Origin of the sequence: Leisingera sp. M527, from assembly GCF_025141525.1 — a bacterium.
In the GTDB taxonomy this organism is placed as follows: Bacteria; Pseudomonadota; Alphaproteobacteria; order Rhodobacterales; family Rhodobacteraceae; genus Leisingera.
Window position 1 is genome coordinate 3,873,053 of the sequence record NZ_CP081037.1, and the last position, 14,468, is coordinate 3,887,520.

Below are 14,468 nucleotides of genomic sequence, written 5' to 3' on the forward strand. Positions count from 1 at the left end.
AAACACGCGGGCGCCAAATCAACGGGAGTGAATAACCATGAGCAATACTCAGTTCGGCAAAGGTTGTCATCTCCATCTGATCGACGGCTCGGCTTTCATCTTCCGCGCCTATCACGCGCTGCCGCCGCTGACGCGGAAATCCGACGGGCTGCCGATTGGGGCAGTGGCCGGCTTCTGCAACATGCTGCAGCGCTATGTGGAGGGCAACACAGGCCCCGATGCGCCGACCCATGTGGCGGTGATCTTTGACCATTCCGGCAAGTCGTTCCGCAACGAGATGTACGACCTTTACAAGGCCAACCGTCCGCCCGCGCCTGAGGACTTGCGCCCGCAGTTCCCGCTGACCCGCGAGGCGACCCGCGCCTTCAACATCGCCTGCAAGGAAGTTGAAGGGTTTGAGGCCGACGATATCATCGCCACCCTGGCGCATCAGGCGCGCGATGCCGGCGGGCGCTGTACCATCATTTCATCCGACAAGGACCTGATGCAGCTGGTCGGCGGCGGCGTTGAAATGCTGGACGCGATGAAGAACAAGCGGATCGACAGCGACGGCGTGCATGAGAAATTCGGTGTCGGCCCCGACCGGGTGGTGGATGTGCAGGCGCTGGCGGGTGACAGCGTTGATAACGTGCCGGGCGCGCCGGGAATCGGGATCAAGACCGCAGCGCTTTTGATCAATGAATTCGGCGATCTGACCAGCCTTCTGGACCGGGCTGAGGAGATCAAACAGCCCAAGCGCCGCCAGACCCTAATCGAACACCGCGCGCAGATTGAACTGTCCAAACGGCTGGTGCAGCTGGATTGCAATATGGCGCTGGATTTCTCGCTGGAGGATCTGGAAGTGATGGAGCCGGATGCCGAGACCCTGCTCACCTTCCTGTCGGAGATGGAGTTCCGCACCCTGACCAAGCGCCTTGCCGATCAGCTGGGCATGGATGCGCCTGCTATTCCCGAAGCGGCCGCCGCTGCGGCTGAGGTCACAGCACCCGAAGCAGTGCCGTTCGACAAGGACAAATACGAATGCGTCCGCGAGGCGGAAGCCTTGCAGGTCTGGGTGGACCGCATCCGCCGGCGCGGCTGGGTGGCGGTGGATACCGAGACCACCGGGCTGGATGAAATGATCGTCGATCTGGTCGGCATTTCGCTGTGCGTGGAGCCTGGCGAGGCCTGCTATATTCCGCTGGCGCATAAGGCCGGGGGCGACGATCTGTTTGGCGGCGAGGGGTTGTCCGACGGGCAGATGCCGCTGAAAGACGCCGTGGCAATGCTAAAGGACGTGCTGGAAGATCCGGCGATCCTGAAGATCGGCCAGAACATGAAATACGACGCTAAGATTCTGCACCGCTACGGGGTGGATGTGGCGCCGATTGATGACACTATGCTGATGTCTTATGCGCTGCATGCCGGGATGCACGGGCATGGCATGGATGCGCTGTCGGAACGCTACCTGGACCACACGCCGATCCCGATCAAGCCGCTGCTGGGCAGTGGCAAATCGGCAATCACCTTTGACCGGGTGCCGATTGACGATGCGGTGCCTTATGCCGCCGAAGACGCCGATATCACCCTGCGCCTGTGGCAGGCGTTCAAGCCGCAGCTGCATCAGGAGCGGGTGACCACGGTCTACGAGACGCTGGAACGGCCCTTGGTGCCGGTGCTGGCGGATATGGAACGCAACGGCATCAAGGTGGACCGCGATACGCTGAGCCGGATGTCCAATGCCTTTGCCCAGAAGATGGCTGGCTTGGAGGCCGAGATTCACGAGCTGGCGGGCCGCAGCTTCAACGTCGGCTCCCCCAAACAGCTGGGGGAGATCCTGTTTGACGAAATGTCCCTGCCCGGCGGCAAGAAGGGCAAGACAGGCGCCTATGCCACCGGGGCGGATATCCTGGAGGATTTGGCGACCGAGCATGATCTGCCCGCGCGGGTGCTGGACTGGCGGCAGCTCAGCAAACTGAAATCGACCTACACGGATGCGCTGCAGGACCATATCAACGCAGATACCGGCCGGGTGCATACGTCTTATGCGCAGACCGGGGCCAGCACCGGGCGGATGGCCTCGACCGATCCGAACCTGCAGAATATCCCTGTGCGCACCGAGGAAGGCCGCCGCATCCGCGAAGCCTTTGTGGCGGACGAGGGCAATGTGCTGCTGTCGCTGGATTACAGCCAGATTGAGCTGCGTATTCTGGCGCATATGGCCGGGATCGACGCGCTGAAGGCGGCCTTTGCCGAAGGGCAGGATATTCACGCGATGACTGCGTCGGAGATGTTTGAGGTGCCGCTGGACCAGATGACACCGGAGATCCGCCGTCAGGCCAAGGCGATCAACTTCGGTGTGATCTACGGCATCTCCGGCTTTGGCCTGGCGCGTAATCTGCGCATTCCGCGCAAGGACGCGCAGGGGTTCATCGACCGGTATTTCGAGCGTTTCCCGGGCATCCGCAAATACATGGATCAGACGGTGGAGTTCGCCAAGGAGCATGGCTATGTGCAGACCTTGTTCGGGCGCAAGATCCACACCGCGGAAATCAACGCCAAGGGGCCCAAAGCAGGCTTTGCCAAACGCGCCGCGATCAACGCCCCGATCCAGGGGACTGCTGCCGACGTGATCCGCCGGGCGATGGTCCGGATGCCTGCGGCGATTGCCCATCTGCCCGCGCGGATGCTGCTGCAGGTGCACGATGAACTGCTGTTCGAAGTGCCGGAAGCGGCCGTGGAAGAGACCATCGCAGCCGCCCGCCAGGTGATGGAGACTGCCGCCGATCCGGCGGTGCATCTGGACGTGAAGCTGGTGGTGGACGCAGGCCGCGGCCAGAACTGGGCCGAGGCGCACTAAGCCAGTTTTTTGAGGCGGCCCTCGCGCGGCAGGCGGGGCACTCCCGCCCGGCTTCGATCTGGCGATCTCATCCCGTTGGGCCAAGCGCCGCTGGCGCGGCGCGGCGATTGCCGCATCCTCTCCACCCCGGGTCAGGAGAGCCGCAAGGCTCCGCGCGTTCAGCGCAGCTTGCCCTTGACGCGGACTGCACAGAAAACAATCGGAAACACCCCTCAAGGGCAGGCCTGCCCTTAGGGGCTTCCTAGCGGAACCTCTGCGCCGCGCCAGCGGCGCCACGCCCAACGGCTGCTGCGGCATCGCAGATGCAGCTTGCAGCGGGCGGGAGTTTTCCCTTGCCCGGCCTCAGCCGCCGGCCGGTTTCTTGACCAGTTTTCCCACCAGCCGCCGCACCAGCGGTGCGGCCGTGAAGGCGACGGCAAACGCAATCGGCCAGCTGACCGACCAGGCCTGCATCCAGGCCTGCATAAACCCCGCACCAATCCCCAGCGCTTTCCAGGTCGCCACACCGGTCACAATGAAGGACATCAGCCCCGACAGGATCAGGCTGAACAGCAGAGGGGCAAAACGGGCGGGCAGCATCGGCGGGGTCCTTCCTGTGATCCTGCCGCCCTTATGCAGGCCGCCGCATCATATTTCAATTCACGAATGTAACAGCCCGCCTGCGGCGGCTTAACGCATCCAGCCAAGGCTGTCTTCGGTGCGCCGGGTCGAGGGCGTGTATTCGGCACTGACCCAGCCGTCATAACCGCTGGCGTCGATGGCGGCAAACAGCGCCGGGAAATCGACCGGACCGGTGCCTGGCTCGCAGCGTCCGGGTGCTGCACCGATCTGTACATGCACGGCGCGGGAGCCGAACATCTCCCAGACCTTGGCCGCATCGCCGTGGATCAGCTGGGCATGGTAGGCATCATACTGCAAACCGACATTGGGGCGGTCCACCGCCTCCAGCACCTCCATCGCCAGGTTGTAGTCGTCCAGGAAGTAACCGGGCTGGTCGCCGCTGTTCAAAGGTTCGATTGTGAACTGCTGCTCCGGCGCGCGGCCGGCGGCCCATTGCAGGTTCTCAACAAAGGTCCGCTGCGCCTCTGCACCCTTGGTATAGCCCGCCATCACATGGATCTTGCCAGCCTTCAGTACCTCGGCGTAACGCAGCACCCGGCGGATGTCGCGCTGGAACCGGTCGACGCCCTCGGGGATGGCCGCATAGCCGGGCGTGCCGCCGGTGTAATTCGGCGGCGGCGCGTTGATCAGCAGCAGCTCCAGCCCGTTAGCCAGCAGGGCGCGCTGGGTTTCCTTGGCGGCAAGCTCGTAGGGATAAAGGATTTCCACCGCTTCGAACCCCGCCGCCGCTGCGGCCTGGAACCGGTCGGAATAGGGCAGCTCGGCAAACAGCATCGAGATGTTGGCTGCGAATCTGGGCATCGGGTTTCTCCTGGCTTCACGGTGGTTTATCCCGCGCAAATCCATGAGGCCAAGAGATAGAAAACGACGCATTGTCGCTTTCCCGCAATAGCTGAGGCCGCGATTCGGCTGCAGCTTCAGGAAACCGGCATGTTTCCGCCGGAAATCCGAAGGATAGCAGCCATGACGATGCGCCGCGAGCGCCTGACCGCAGGTCTTTATGCGCCTCTGCCGGCAACTGGGTTTGGCGGCATTGCCCTGGCAGCAGCCGCGATGATCCCCTAGTCAGCAGGCCTTTCAGCGGCTGAAATGCTGCTGCTGATTTTCGGCCTGGTGCCGGTGATGCTGAGTCAGCTGTTGCGGCTGTCCTCGGTTGACCGGCTGGGGGGAAGTGCCGCACAGAACAAGCGGCCCAAGCCGGCAGAGCCGGTGGACGGCAGCCGGGTTTAGCTCTACCGCGATTATCTACGTTGGCCTGTCGCGTCAGCGGCGGGCGCATGCCGCCTCCGCCCGGACGAACGCTCAGCGTATTAATCGGATACGCACCTTGGTTGCAGGTTTAGTCCGCTTCCAGCTCCACCGAAGGGATCAGCGGAAAAAACTCCCCGCCGGACCAGACCCCGAACCAGCCGTCGTGGTGCTCGCCCAGCTCCGCCAACCGGTAGAAGCTTTTGCGGTCGATCAGCGCCTCAAGCCCGGCCCGCATCATAACGTACGGAGACGGCTCGCCGGTTTCGCCATCGCGTTCGGCCCGGACCGGATACTCCGCCCCCGCCGCGGCAGTGTCGCCGATATTGGTGGTGAAGGTGATCAGCTGATCACGCCCCGCGCCTTCAACATCGAAATCCACCGCCACGAATGGTGCGTCCTCGACGGTGATTCCAACCTTTTCCACCGGGGTCACAAGGTAGTATTTGCCATCCTCCAGTTTGAGGATAGAGGCGAACAGCTTGACCAGTTCGAACCGGGTGAACGGCGTGCCGAGGTAATACCAGCTGCCGTCACGGGCAATGCGGATGTCCAGATCGCCGCTGAACGGCGGGTTCCACAGGTGGACCGGCGGCAGCCCCCCGCGCTTCCTGGCTTCCTTGCCGGCCGCTTTGGCCGCCGCGGCAAGGCCTTCGGCATCGGGTGTCACAGCTTTTTGTCCGCTCATTGCTTTTGCCATTTCCAGTCAGCACGATAGAGTAACAGCATATATCCGGGAAACGAGGAATGTCATGCCTGAAACGGACGATCTGCTGGCCGGCATCGAGGCGCTGGAAGCCAAGCTGCAACAGGCGCGCGCGTCAATCACCAAGCGCTTTATCGGGCAGGAACGGGTGGTGGACCTGACGCTGTCGGTGCTCTTGTGCGGCGGCCACGGGCTGCTGATCGGCCTGCCCGGCCTTGGAAAAACCCGGCTGGTAGAGACGCTCAGCACGGTGATGGGGCTGGATGGCAGCCGGATCCAGTTCACCCCGGACCTGATGCCGGCGGATATTCTTGGCTCCGAGGTGCTGGACACGGCAGAGGACGGCCACCGCTCGTTCCGGTTTGTGCCGGGGCCGGTGTTCTGCCAGCTCTTGATGGCGGATGAGATCAACCGCGCCAGCCCGCGCACCCAGTCGGCGCTGCTGCAGGCGATGCAGGAGCGGATGGTGACGGTGGCGGGCGAGGACCGGCCCTTGGGCGCGCCGTTCCATGTGCTGGCGACCCAGAACCCGATTGAGCAGGAGGGCACCTATCCGCTGCCCGAGGCGCAGCTGGACCGGTTCCTGTTGCAGATCGACGTGAATTACCCGGACCGTGCGACCGAGCGGGATATTCTGCTGGCCACCACCGGCGCCGATGAGGCCGAGGCTTATCAGGTGTTTACGGCAGCGGAGCTGATCGGCGCGCAGACCCTGTTGCGGCGGATGCCGGTGGGGGAATCGGTGGTCGAGATGATCCTGGATCTGGTGCGCGCCTTCCGCCCCGAAGAACCCGGCGTGTCCGACCATGTGGCGCAGACCGTGGCCTGGGGGCCGGGTCCGCGGGCGGCGCAGGCGCTGATGCTGGCGGTCCGGGCACGGGCGCTGCTGCAGGGGCGGCTGGCGCCCAATACCGAGGACGTGCTGGACATGGCGCAGCCGGTGCTGAGCCACCGGATGCAGTTGAACTTTGCGGCGCGGGCGCGCGGTGACAGCCTGGCGGCCCTGATTGCCGAAACCGCCGCTGATCTGGCCCGCACCGGTGCCGCCGCGTGACCAGAGAAACCGCCTCCGTTCCGGCCTCTGGGGCAGCAGCAGGGCTGCGGCACCGGGCCGAGGCCGCGGCCAGCGCCCTGCCGCCCTTGCTGGTGCAGGCGCGGCATTTGGCCGGGTCTGTCCTGATGGGGGAGCATGGCCGCCGCCGCGCGGGCACGGGGGATGATTTCTGGCAGTACCGGCCTGCGCAAGCGGGCGACAGCCGCCGGATGATCGACCACCGGCGTTCGGCCCGCGGCGACATCCAGTTTGTGCGCGAGCGGGAGTGGCAGATTTCCCAGACGGTGCATCTGTGGGTGGATACCGGCGCCTCAATGCGCTTTGCCTCCACGCCAAAGCTGCCGCAGAAGGCAGACCGCGCCAGGTTGCTGGCGCTGGCGGCCTCGGTGCTGATGGTGCAGGGCGGCGAGCGGGTTGGCCTGACCGGCGGCACCCTGCCGCCCCGGCGCGGCAATGTGCAGATCCTGCGGCTGGCCGAGGCGCTCTCGGACGACGCGGAACAGGAATACGCGCCGCCGAACGACCGCGCCCTGATCCCGCATGCCCGCGCATTGTTCATTTCGGATTTCCTGGGACCGTCCGAACCGATGGAGCAGGCGCTGTCCAAGGCTGCGGCACGCGGCGTGCGCGGGGTGCTGTTGCAGGTGCTGGACCCGGCAGAGGAGGCCTTTCCGTTCTCCGGGCGCACGGTGTTTGAAAGCATCAAGGGCGGTGTCACACATGAAACATTGAAGGCCTCGGCGCTGCAGGAGCGCTATCTGGACCGGCTGGCCGAGCGCCGCAGCGTGCTGGAGCGCCTGTGCCGCGAGGCCGGCTGGCGGTTCGGCCAGCATCACACCGGCGATACGGCGCAAAATGCGCTGATGTGGCTTTACCACGCATTGGAGCGGACCGCGCCATGACAATGATTGCAGGCATCGGTTTTACCGCGCCCTGGCTTTTGCTGGGGCTCTTGGCTTTGCCGGTGCTGTGGCTGCTGTTGCGTGCGATACCGCCCGCCCCCAAGCGCCAGCTGTTTCCGGCGGTGACGCTGCTGCTGGGCCTCAAGGACGACGAGAGCCTGTCGGACCGCACCCCCTGGTGGCTGTTGCTGCTGCGGATACTGGCGGTGGCGGCGGCGATCATCGGGCTGGCGGGACCGGTGCTCAATCCCGCAACCGAAGAGGCAGGCGGCCGCGGGCCGCTGCTGATCGTGATGGATGCCAGCTGGGGCGGAGCTGCGGGCTGGAAACAGACCAGCGCCCAGGCCGCGGCGCAGCTGGAGGAGGCGGGCCGCGCCGGACGCCCGGTGGCCGTCCTGCGGCTGAGCGCGCCGGAACCCTTGCAATTCCGCGCTGCCAGCGACTGGCAGCGGCAATTGGCCGGGCTGGCGCCGCTGCCCTGGCAGCCGGGGCCGGATCAGCTGCAGCAGACCGTGGCCGCGATTGCCGCGGCAGAGGGCGGATTTGACACCGTCTGGTTCAGCGACGGGCTGGCGTATCCGGACCGCGGCAGAGTGATCGAAGCCCTGGGCCGCCGTGGTGATATCGAAGTTTTTGAGCAGCCGCTGCCGGTGCTGGGGCTGCAGCCCGCCAGCTATTCCGGCGGGGCGATCGAACTGACTGTGCAGCGCAGCCGCGCCGGGCCTGCACAGGAGGTTTCGGTGGTCGCGCAGGGCAAAGACCCCGGCGGCACCGCGCGCAGCCTGGCGGTGCTGCCGCTGCGGTTTGCGGATGGCGCCCGCAGCGCCACGGCTGAGCTGTCGCTGCCGGCCGAGCTGCGCGCGCGGCTGTCGCGGTTCGAAATCCGCGATGTGAAATCCGCAGGCGCAGTGGCGCTGACCGATGACAGCCTGCGGCGGCGCGAGGTGGCGCTGGTCTCCTCTGAAAGCGCAGATGAGGCGTTGGCGCTGCTGTCGCCGCTGCATTACCTGCGCCAGGCGCTGGCGCCTTCTGCCGAGCTGCTGGAAGGCGCGCTAACGGATCTGCTGCCTGCCAACCCGGATGTGATCGTGCTGGCGGATGTGGCGCGGCTGGCGCCCGCACAGGAAGAGGCGGTGATCACATGGGTGGAAAACGGCGGTCTCCTGTTGCGCTTTGCAGGGCCAAGGCTGGCCGCCAGCGACACCGCGCGCAGCGGCGAAGAACCCCTGATGCCGGTGCGGTTGCGCATTGGCGGCCGCAGCATTGGCGGCGCGATGAGCTGGGGCGAGCCGAAGACACTGGCACCCTTTGCCGAGACCTCGCCCTTCTACGGGCTGGCGGTGCCGGGCGAGGTCGCGATCAGCTCGCAGGTGGTGGCACAGCCCGATCCGCAGCTGGCGGACCGGGTGATTGCCGAACTGGGCGACGGTACGCCGCTGGTCACCCGCAAGACGCTGGGCCAGGGACAGGTGGTGCTGTTTCACGTGACCGCCAATGCAGAGTGGAGCAGCCTGCCGCTGTCCGGCCTGTTTGTGTCGATGCTGGAGCGGCTGGCGGTGTCTTCCTCTGCCGCCGCACCTACGGCTGCGGACCTGGAGGGCACCACCTGGACCCCGGTTGAAGTGCTGGACGGCTTTGGCCGGCTGGCGGCGGCGGAAACCCTGCCCGGCGTCAAAGGACCGGATCTGGTGGCAGCACCCGCCGGGCCGGAGCTGCGCCCCGGCGTCTATGATGGCGGGCGCCGGATGCTGGCCCGCAATGTGCTGCGTCCGGGCGACGAGCTGCTGGCGGCGCGCTGGCCTGCCTCGGTTGCGGTCAGCAGCTATGACGCGCCGCAGGAGCTGCCGCTGGGCGGCGCGCTGCTGACGCTGGCGCTGGGACTCTTGGCACTGGATGTGCTGGGTACGCTGGCACTCTCCGGCCTGCTGGGCGGTGCCCGGACTGCGGCTCTGGCGGCTGCGCTGGGGCTGGCGGCATGGGCCGCGCCGCAGGAGCTGCAGGCGCAGAACGTAGCGGCGCCTGAAGATTTCAGAGCGGCGGAGCTGGCCTCGGAACTGGTGCTGGCGCATGTGCTGACCGGCGACCGGCAGGTGGACCGCATCGCAGCGGCCGGCCTGCGCGGATTGTCCGAGACGCTGTTCTTCCGCACCTCGGTCGAGCCTGCAGCCCCGGCGGGCGTCGATCTGGAGCGCGATGAGCTGGCGTTTTATCCGCTTCTGTACTGGCCGGTCACGCGGGATCAACCGCTGCCCTCGTCCCAGGCTTACGGCAAGCTGAACGCATATTTACGGGCGGGCGGCATGATCCTGTTCGACACCCGGGATGCGGATCTGGCGGTCTCTGGCGCCACCAGCCCGGCGGCGCGGCGGCTCCAGCAGATTGCGCTGCCGCTGGACGTGCCGCCGCTGGAAGTGCTGCCGGAGGACCATGTGCTGACCCGCGCCTTTTACCTGCTGCAAGCCTTTCCCGGCCGCCACAGCCGCGGCCCGGTCTGGGTCGAGGCCGCACCGCCGGATGCCGAACAGGCCGAGGGCATCCCGTTCCGCAACCTCAACGACGGAGTGACGCCGGTGGTGATCGGCGGCAACGACTGGGCGGCGGCCTGGGCGGTGGACGGCAACGGGCGGCCCTTGCTGCCGGTCGGACGCGGCTATGCCGGCGAGCGGCAGCGCGAACTGGCGTTCCGGTTCGGCGTCAACCTGGTGATGCATGTGCTGACCGGCAATTACAAATCCGACCAGGTGCATGTGCCCGCACTGCTGGACCGGCTGGGGCAATAGGGGAACCCGATGACACAGACGATCCTGTTTGACCCGCTGGTGCCATGGCCGGTGATCTGGGCTGCGGGTGCCATAACCCTGGCGGCGCTGGTGCTGGGCCTGTGGAAAGGGCTGTCCGGCTGGGCGCTGCGGGCGCTGGCGGCGCTTGTACTGCTGGCCGCGCTGGCAGGCCCGGTGCATCAGAGCGAGGATCGCGCCCCTTTCAGCGACATCGTGATTGTGGCCGAGGACCAGACTGCCAGCCAGCAGCTGCGCGGCCGCCCGGAACAGCTGGCGCGGGCACGGACCCAGCTGAAGGCTGCATTGGCGGCCCGGGCAGGCACTGAGGTGCGCTGGGTCACCGTTCCGGACAGTGAAGGCGACGCGGGCACACGGCTGATGGCGGCAGTGGCCGGGGCACTGGCGGATGAGCCGCGGGCGCGGGTGGCCGGCATCATTGCTCTGTCCGACGGGCAAGTGCATGACGCGGATCAGGTGCTGAACCTGCCTGCGCCGATGCATTTGCTGCTGACGGGCCGAAAAGACGATTGGGACCGCCGCCTGATCGTGAAAAACGCCCCCGGCTTTGCGATCATCGGCGAGCCGGTGAAGCTGACGCTGCGGATCGAGGATCAGGGTGCGGTGCCGGTTCAGGGCGGCTTTGCGGATCTGAACATTTCAGTCGGCGGCGACGCGCCGCAGCGTTTCACCCTGCCAATCGGCGTCGATTTCGAGCTGCCGATGGTGCTGCAGCACGGCGGGCGCAATGTAATCAGGTTCAGCGTGCCGGAAGAGCCGGGCGAGCTGACGGCGCGCAACAACCAGGCCTTGGTGCAGATCAACGGGGTGCGCGACCGGCTGCGGGTGCTGCTGGTCTCGGGCGAACCGCACGCGGGCGGGCGCACCTGGCGCAACCTGTTGAAATCCGACAGCGCCGTGGATCTGGTGCATTTCACCATCCTGCGCCCGCCGGAAAAACAGGATGGCGTGCCGGTGGAGGAGCTGTCGCTGATCGCCTTCCCGACGCGCGAGCTGTTCCTGGAGAAAATCGACGATTTCGACCTGATCATCTTTGACCGCTACAAGCGGCGCGGCATCCTGCCTGCGGTCTATCTGGACAATGTGGCCAATTACGCGATGGGCGGCGGCGCGGTGCTGGTGGCCGCCGGCCCCGATTTTGCCAGCGCCGACAGCATCTACCGCTCGCCGCTGTCGCTGATCCTTCCCGCCGAACCCTCGGCGCGGGTGCTGGAAGAGGCCTACCGCCCGGAAGTGACGGATCTGGGCAAGCAGCATCCGGTGACCTCAGGCCTGGAGGGGGCTGCGGACTGGGGCCGCTGGCTGCGCCAGGTTGAGCTGCGCCGCCCCGAGGGCCATGTGCTGATGAACGGCGCGGGCGAACGCCCCCTTCTGGTGCTGAACCGGGTGGGCGAGGGGCGGGTGGCGCTCTTGGCTTCGGATCATGCCTGGCTGTGGAGCCGCGGCTATGAAGGCGGCGGGCCGCAGCTGGAACTGCTGCGCCGTCTCGCCCATTGGATGATGAAGGAACCGGAACTGGAGGAGGAAGCACTGTGGTCTGAGGCCTCGGGCCAGCGGATGCGTATCCTGCGCCGCACGCTTGCCGGTCAGGCAGGGCCGGTGACGGTGACCAACCCGGATGGCTCCACTGTGGAGCTGGCGCTGCGCCAGACTGCACCGGGACAGTGGGAGACCCGTTATGAAGGCCCGGAAGCCGGGCTGTACCGGCTGGAAGAAGGCGGCGAGACGGCAGTGGCCGGGCTGGGGCCCGCGGCACCGAAAGAATTCGAGGAAACCATTGCCACCGGCGAAGTGCTGGCGCCGGTTCTGGAACCTTTGCGCGGCGGTGTGCTGCGGCTGGAGGACGGGTTGCCGTCCTTGCGCAACGTGCGGGCCGGGCGCCCGGCGGCGGGACGCGGCTGGATCGGACTTACGCCGCGCGCGGCATATGAGACTCTCTCGGTCAGCCAAGGACCGCTGCTGCCCGGCTGGCTGGCGCTGGTTATGGCGTCTTTCTTTATCGTCGCGGGCTGGCTGCGGGAAGGGCGGCGGTAGGCGGTTTCAACCGGTTTCACAACGGGCGGGGTCCTCCCGCCCATCGCAGGTTTCCTGCCGGAACCCCGCGAAAGTTGGGCCAAGCGCCGCGCCAAAGGCGCGGCGCGGGTCGCTTCGGGCGCAGCCCGAAGCGAAACACCTCTGCCCGGCAGTGCCCCGCGTCGATTGACGCCACCCGCATTAGTCTATCCGCAGGTCAACCCGGTCAGACCGGCCTGCACCATCGACAATCACCAGCGAAGAAAAACCAGGGCCGGGGCTGGGCAGGGAGAACTCGCGCCGGCGCTGTCCCGTCAGCACCGGCAGGCCGTTTGCCATCACCAGAAACGGCGCGGTGCCGCCGCGGAGTTTCAGTGTCAGGTCCGCGCCTTCCAGCATCAGCCGGGCGCCTTCGGGCGGGAAGATCAGTTCCGGCGCATCTTCGGGTTCCGAGAAGGCGGCATCGCGGGAGCGGAAGCGCTGCAGGGGCTGCGGCAATTCGGCCGAGCTGACGATCAGCGTGGCGGGGGGCGGCGGCGGCAGCGGGTCGAGGGCGGGTTTCAGGCGGCCAAATGCTTCAAACAGCACCGGCGCTGCAAGGTCACCGCCAAAGATACCGGGAACAGGCGTGCCGTCGGCACGGCCCATCCAGACGCCGATCACGTGGTGCCCGTCCCAACCGATCGCCCAGGCATCGCGGTGGCCATAAGAGGTGCCGGTCTTATAGGCGATGGTGCCGCGGCGCACACCTGCAGGCACCGGCAGGCCGCGCAGGATGTCTGCGACTTGCCAGGCGGCCTCGGGCGAGGTCAGGCGGCCTGCAGTCGCGGGCGCTTCGCCCTGCAGCATGCGCAAGGCCGGTCCCTGCCCGCCTGCTGCCAGCCCGGCGTAAAGCTGCACCATGTCTTGCAGGCTGATGCCCAGCCCGCCCAGCGACAGCGCCAGGCCAGGGGCGCCGCCGGGCAGCTCCGGCTTGGCGCCGCCAGCGCGCAAAGATGCCAGCACGCGCGCCGGTCCCAGCTCCTGCGTCAGCTTCACCACTGGGATGTTGAGCGATAGCTGCAGCGCTTTACGCACCCTTATGTCGCCGCGGAACTCACCATCGAAATTCTGCGGCGCGTAGCCTGCGAAGTTGACGGGACCGTCGTGGATCAGGGTTTCCGGATGCGCCAGCCCCTGATCGAAGGCGAGGCCGTAAATCAGCGGTTTCAGGGTCGAACCGGGAGAGCGGATCGCCTGTGTCATGTCGACAAAGCCGCGCCTTTGCGCATCGGAATAGCCGGGAGAACCAACCAGCGCCAGCACTTCGCCGGTCTGGTGGTCCGCGGCGATCAGCGCAGCGGAGAGACTCGGGGTGGTGCTGCGGGCGGCCTCTGCCAGCAACTGTTGCATCCGGGATTGCACCGCGCTGTCGATGGTCAGCCTGATCTGCCGCTTACCAGGGTGCTGTGCCTTCACCCGGTCCGCCAAATGCGGTGCCAGCCGAGGAAAGGCCGCCATTTGGTGCGGCAGCGGGGTGCGGCGGGCGGCCTCGGCCTGTTCTTCGCTCAGAAGGCCCTGGCGCTGCATCCGGGCGAGCACCCGGTCGCGGGCCTCGCTGGCGGCCTCTGGGAAACGGTCGGGGCGGCGGCGTTCGGGGGATTGCGGCAGGGCAACCAGCAGCGCCGCTTCTGCCGGGGTGAGGCGTTTGGGTTCTTTACCGAACCAGCTGTAGGCTGCCGCGCGGATACCCTCTGCCGCGCCGCCATAGGGAGCGTGGGTCAGGTAGAGGGTGAGGATCCCGTCCTTGCTGAGGCGGCGTTCCAGCGCCAGCGCCACCCGCATCTGGCGCAGCTTGCCGGCCCAGCGGCCGGTGGTGCCGTCCTCCAATAGGCGCGCCACCTGCATGGTCAGGGTAGAGCCGCCGGAGACCGCGCGGCCATTCCAAAGCGCCTGACCTGCGGCGCGCAGCAGGGCAATGGGGTCGACACCGGCGTGGGAGCGGAAGCGCTTGTCCTCGTAGCGCAGCAGCATGCCGAGGAAGCGCGGATCGACGTCCTCGGGCTGGACAGCGAGACGCCAGAGGCCTGTGCCGACTGGGTAGGCGCGCAGGAGCTTGCCGTTGCGGTCGAGCACCTCGGTGGAGGTTTCGGCGAGGCTGAGGGGAAGATCTGTGTTGTCGATCCAAGCGTCGAAGCTGCGCCACGCCGTGAAAGCAGCCACAAGCAGGACCGCTAAAGTAGCGGTATACCATTCCCATCTTTTGCCTGGCCGAAGGCCGGGCAGCGCCCGTCCCGCCGCGTGGGGG

Annotated in this window: 10 protein-coding genes; 6 read left to right on the top strand and 4 right to left on the bottom strand. The window is 66.8% G+C overall.

All coding sequences use genetic code 11. The features are described from left to right. Nucleotides 1-37: 37 nt before the first annotated feature. Complete coding sequence (gene polA / locus K3555_RS19090; protein ID WP_260006660.1) at nucleotides 38-2,839, top strand: DNA polymerase I; 2,802 nt, start codon at nucleotides 38-40, stop codon at nucleotides 2,837-2,839. Nucleotides 2,840-3,181: 342 nt separating this feature from the next. Here the strand turns inward: polA and K3555_RS19095 are convergent, their stop codons facing one another. Together K3555_RS19095 and K3555_RS19100 are read right to left on the bottom strand one after the other, a co-directional pair. Then, a complete protein-coding gene (locus K3555_RS19095; RefSeq protein ID WP_260006661.1) occupies nucleotides 3,182-3,418 on the bottom strand; it encodes a DUF2798 domain-containing protein in 237 nt (78 codons plus the stop codon). A 90-nt stretch (nucleotides 3,419-3,508) separates the two neighbouring features. Further along, the gene (locus K3555_RS19100) at nucleotides 3,509-4,261 is read right to left on the bottom strand and encodes a hydroxypyruvate isomerase family protein (protein WP_260006662.1); all 753 of its coding nucleotides are present in this window, start codon (nucleotides 4,259-4,261) and stop codon (nucleotides 3,509-3,511) included. 288 nt (nucleotides 4,262-4,549) lie between these two features. Between K3555_RS19100 and K3555_RS19105 the strand changes: the two genes are divergently transcribed. Next, nucleotides 4,550-4,690 carry a hypothetical protein gene (locus K3555_RS19105; protein WP_260006663.1) on the top strand — a complete coding sequence of 47 codons (141 nt, stop codon included), beginning with the start codon at nucleotides 4,550-4,552 and terminating at the stop codon, nucleotides 4,688-4,690. 109 nt (nucleotides 4,691-4,799) lie between these two features. Here the strand turns inward: K3555_RS19105 and K3555_RS19110 are convergent, their stop codons facing one another. Next, nucleotides 4,800-5,396, bottom strand: a complete 597-nt coding sequence (locus tag K3555_RS19110; protein WP_260006664.1) for a DUF1285 domain-containing protein — start codon at nucleotides 5,394-5,396, stop codon at nucleotides 4,800-4,802. Nucleotides 5,397-5,460: 64 nt separating this feature from the next. Here K3555_RS19110 and K3555_RS19115 point away from each other — a divergent pair, with 64 nt between their 5' ends. Genes K3555_RS19115 through K3555_RS19130 form a run of 4 tightly spaced genes read left to right on the top strand, consistent with a single transcriptional unit; the run spans nucleotide 5,461 to nucleotide 12,202 of the window. After that, nucleotides 5,461-6,468, top strand: coding sequence for a MoxR family ATPase (locus K3555_RS19115; RefSeq protein WP_259988245.1), 1,008 nt, complete (start codon nucleotides 5,461-5,463; stop codon nucleotides 6,466-6,468). Then, nucleotides 6,465-7,370 carry a DUF58 domain-containing protein gene (locus K3555_RS19120; protein ID WP_260006665.1) on the top strand — a complete coding sequence of 302 codons (906 nt, stop codon included), beginning with the start codon at nucleotides 6,465-6,467 and terminating at the stop codon, nucleotides 7,368-7,370. The genes K3555_RS19115 and K3555_RS19120 overlap by 4 nt, the downstream gene beginning before the upstream one ends. Then, entirely contained in the window at nucleotides 7,367-10,150 is a 2,784-nt protein-coding gene (locus K3555_RS19125) for a DUF4159 domain-containing protein (protein ID WP_260006666.1), read from the top strand. Before K3555_RS19120 ends, K3555_RS19125 begins: the two co-directional genes overlap by 4 nt. A 9-nt stretch (nucleotides 10,151-10,159) precedes the next feature. Beyond that, nucleotides 10,160-12,202, top strand: a complete 2,043-nt coding sequence (locus K3555_RS19130) for a hypothetical protein (protein WP_260006667.1) — start codon at nucleotides 10,160-10,162, stop codon at nucleotides 12,200-12,202. Nucleotides 12,203-12,382: 180 nt separating this feature from the next. Here K3555_RS19130 and pbpC read toward each other — a convergent pair whose 3' ends face one another. Further along, on the bottom strand, nucleotides 12,383-14,383 hold the full coding sequence (pbpC, locus tag K3555_RS19135) for a penicillin-binding protein 1C (protein ID WP_260006668.1): 2,001 nt from the start codon (nucleotides 14,381-14,383) through the stop codon (nucleotides 12,383-12,385). Nucleotides 14,384-14,468 lie beyond the last annotated feature (85 nt).

Bases quoted from the DNA above. Each gene is read 5' to 3' on its own strand.
- K3555_RS19095 (WP_260006661.1), bottom strand. From the start codon at position 3,418: ATGCTGCCCGCCCGTTTTGCCCCTCTGCTGTTCAGCCTGATCCTGTCG.
- K3555_RS19125 (WP_260006666.1), top strand. From the start codon at position 7,367: ATGACAATGATTGCAGGCATCGGTTTTACCGCGCCCTGGCTTTTGCTG.
- K3555_RS19110 (WP_260006664.1), bottom strand. From the start codon at position 5,396: ATGAGCGGACAAAAAGCTGTGACACCCGATGCCGAAGGCCTTGCCGCG.
- polA (WP_260006660.1), top strand. From the start codon at position 38: ATGAGCAATACTCAGTTCGGCAAAGGTTGTCATCTCCATCTGATCGAC.
- K3555_RS19115 (WP_259988245.1), top strand. From the start codon at position 5,461: ATGCCTGAAACGGACGATCTGCTGGCCGGCATCGAGGCGCTGGAAGCC.
- K3555_RS19100 (WP_260006662.1), bottom strand. From the start codon at position 4,261: ATGCCCAGATTCGCAGCCAACATCTCGATGCTGTTTGCCGAGCTGCCC.
- K3555_RS19105 (WP_260006663.1), top strand. From the start codon at position 4,550: ATGCTGCTGCTGATTTTCGGCCTGGTGCCGGTGATGCTGAGTCAGCTG.
- K3555_RS19130 (WP_260006667.1), top strand. From the start codon at position 10,160: ATGACACAGACGATCCTGTTTGACCCGCTGGTGCCATGGCCGGTGATC.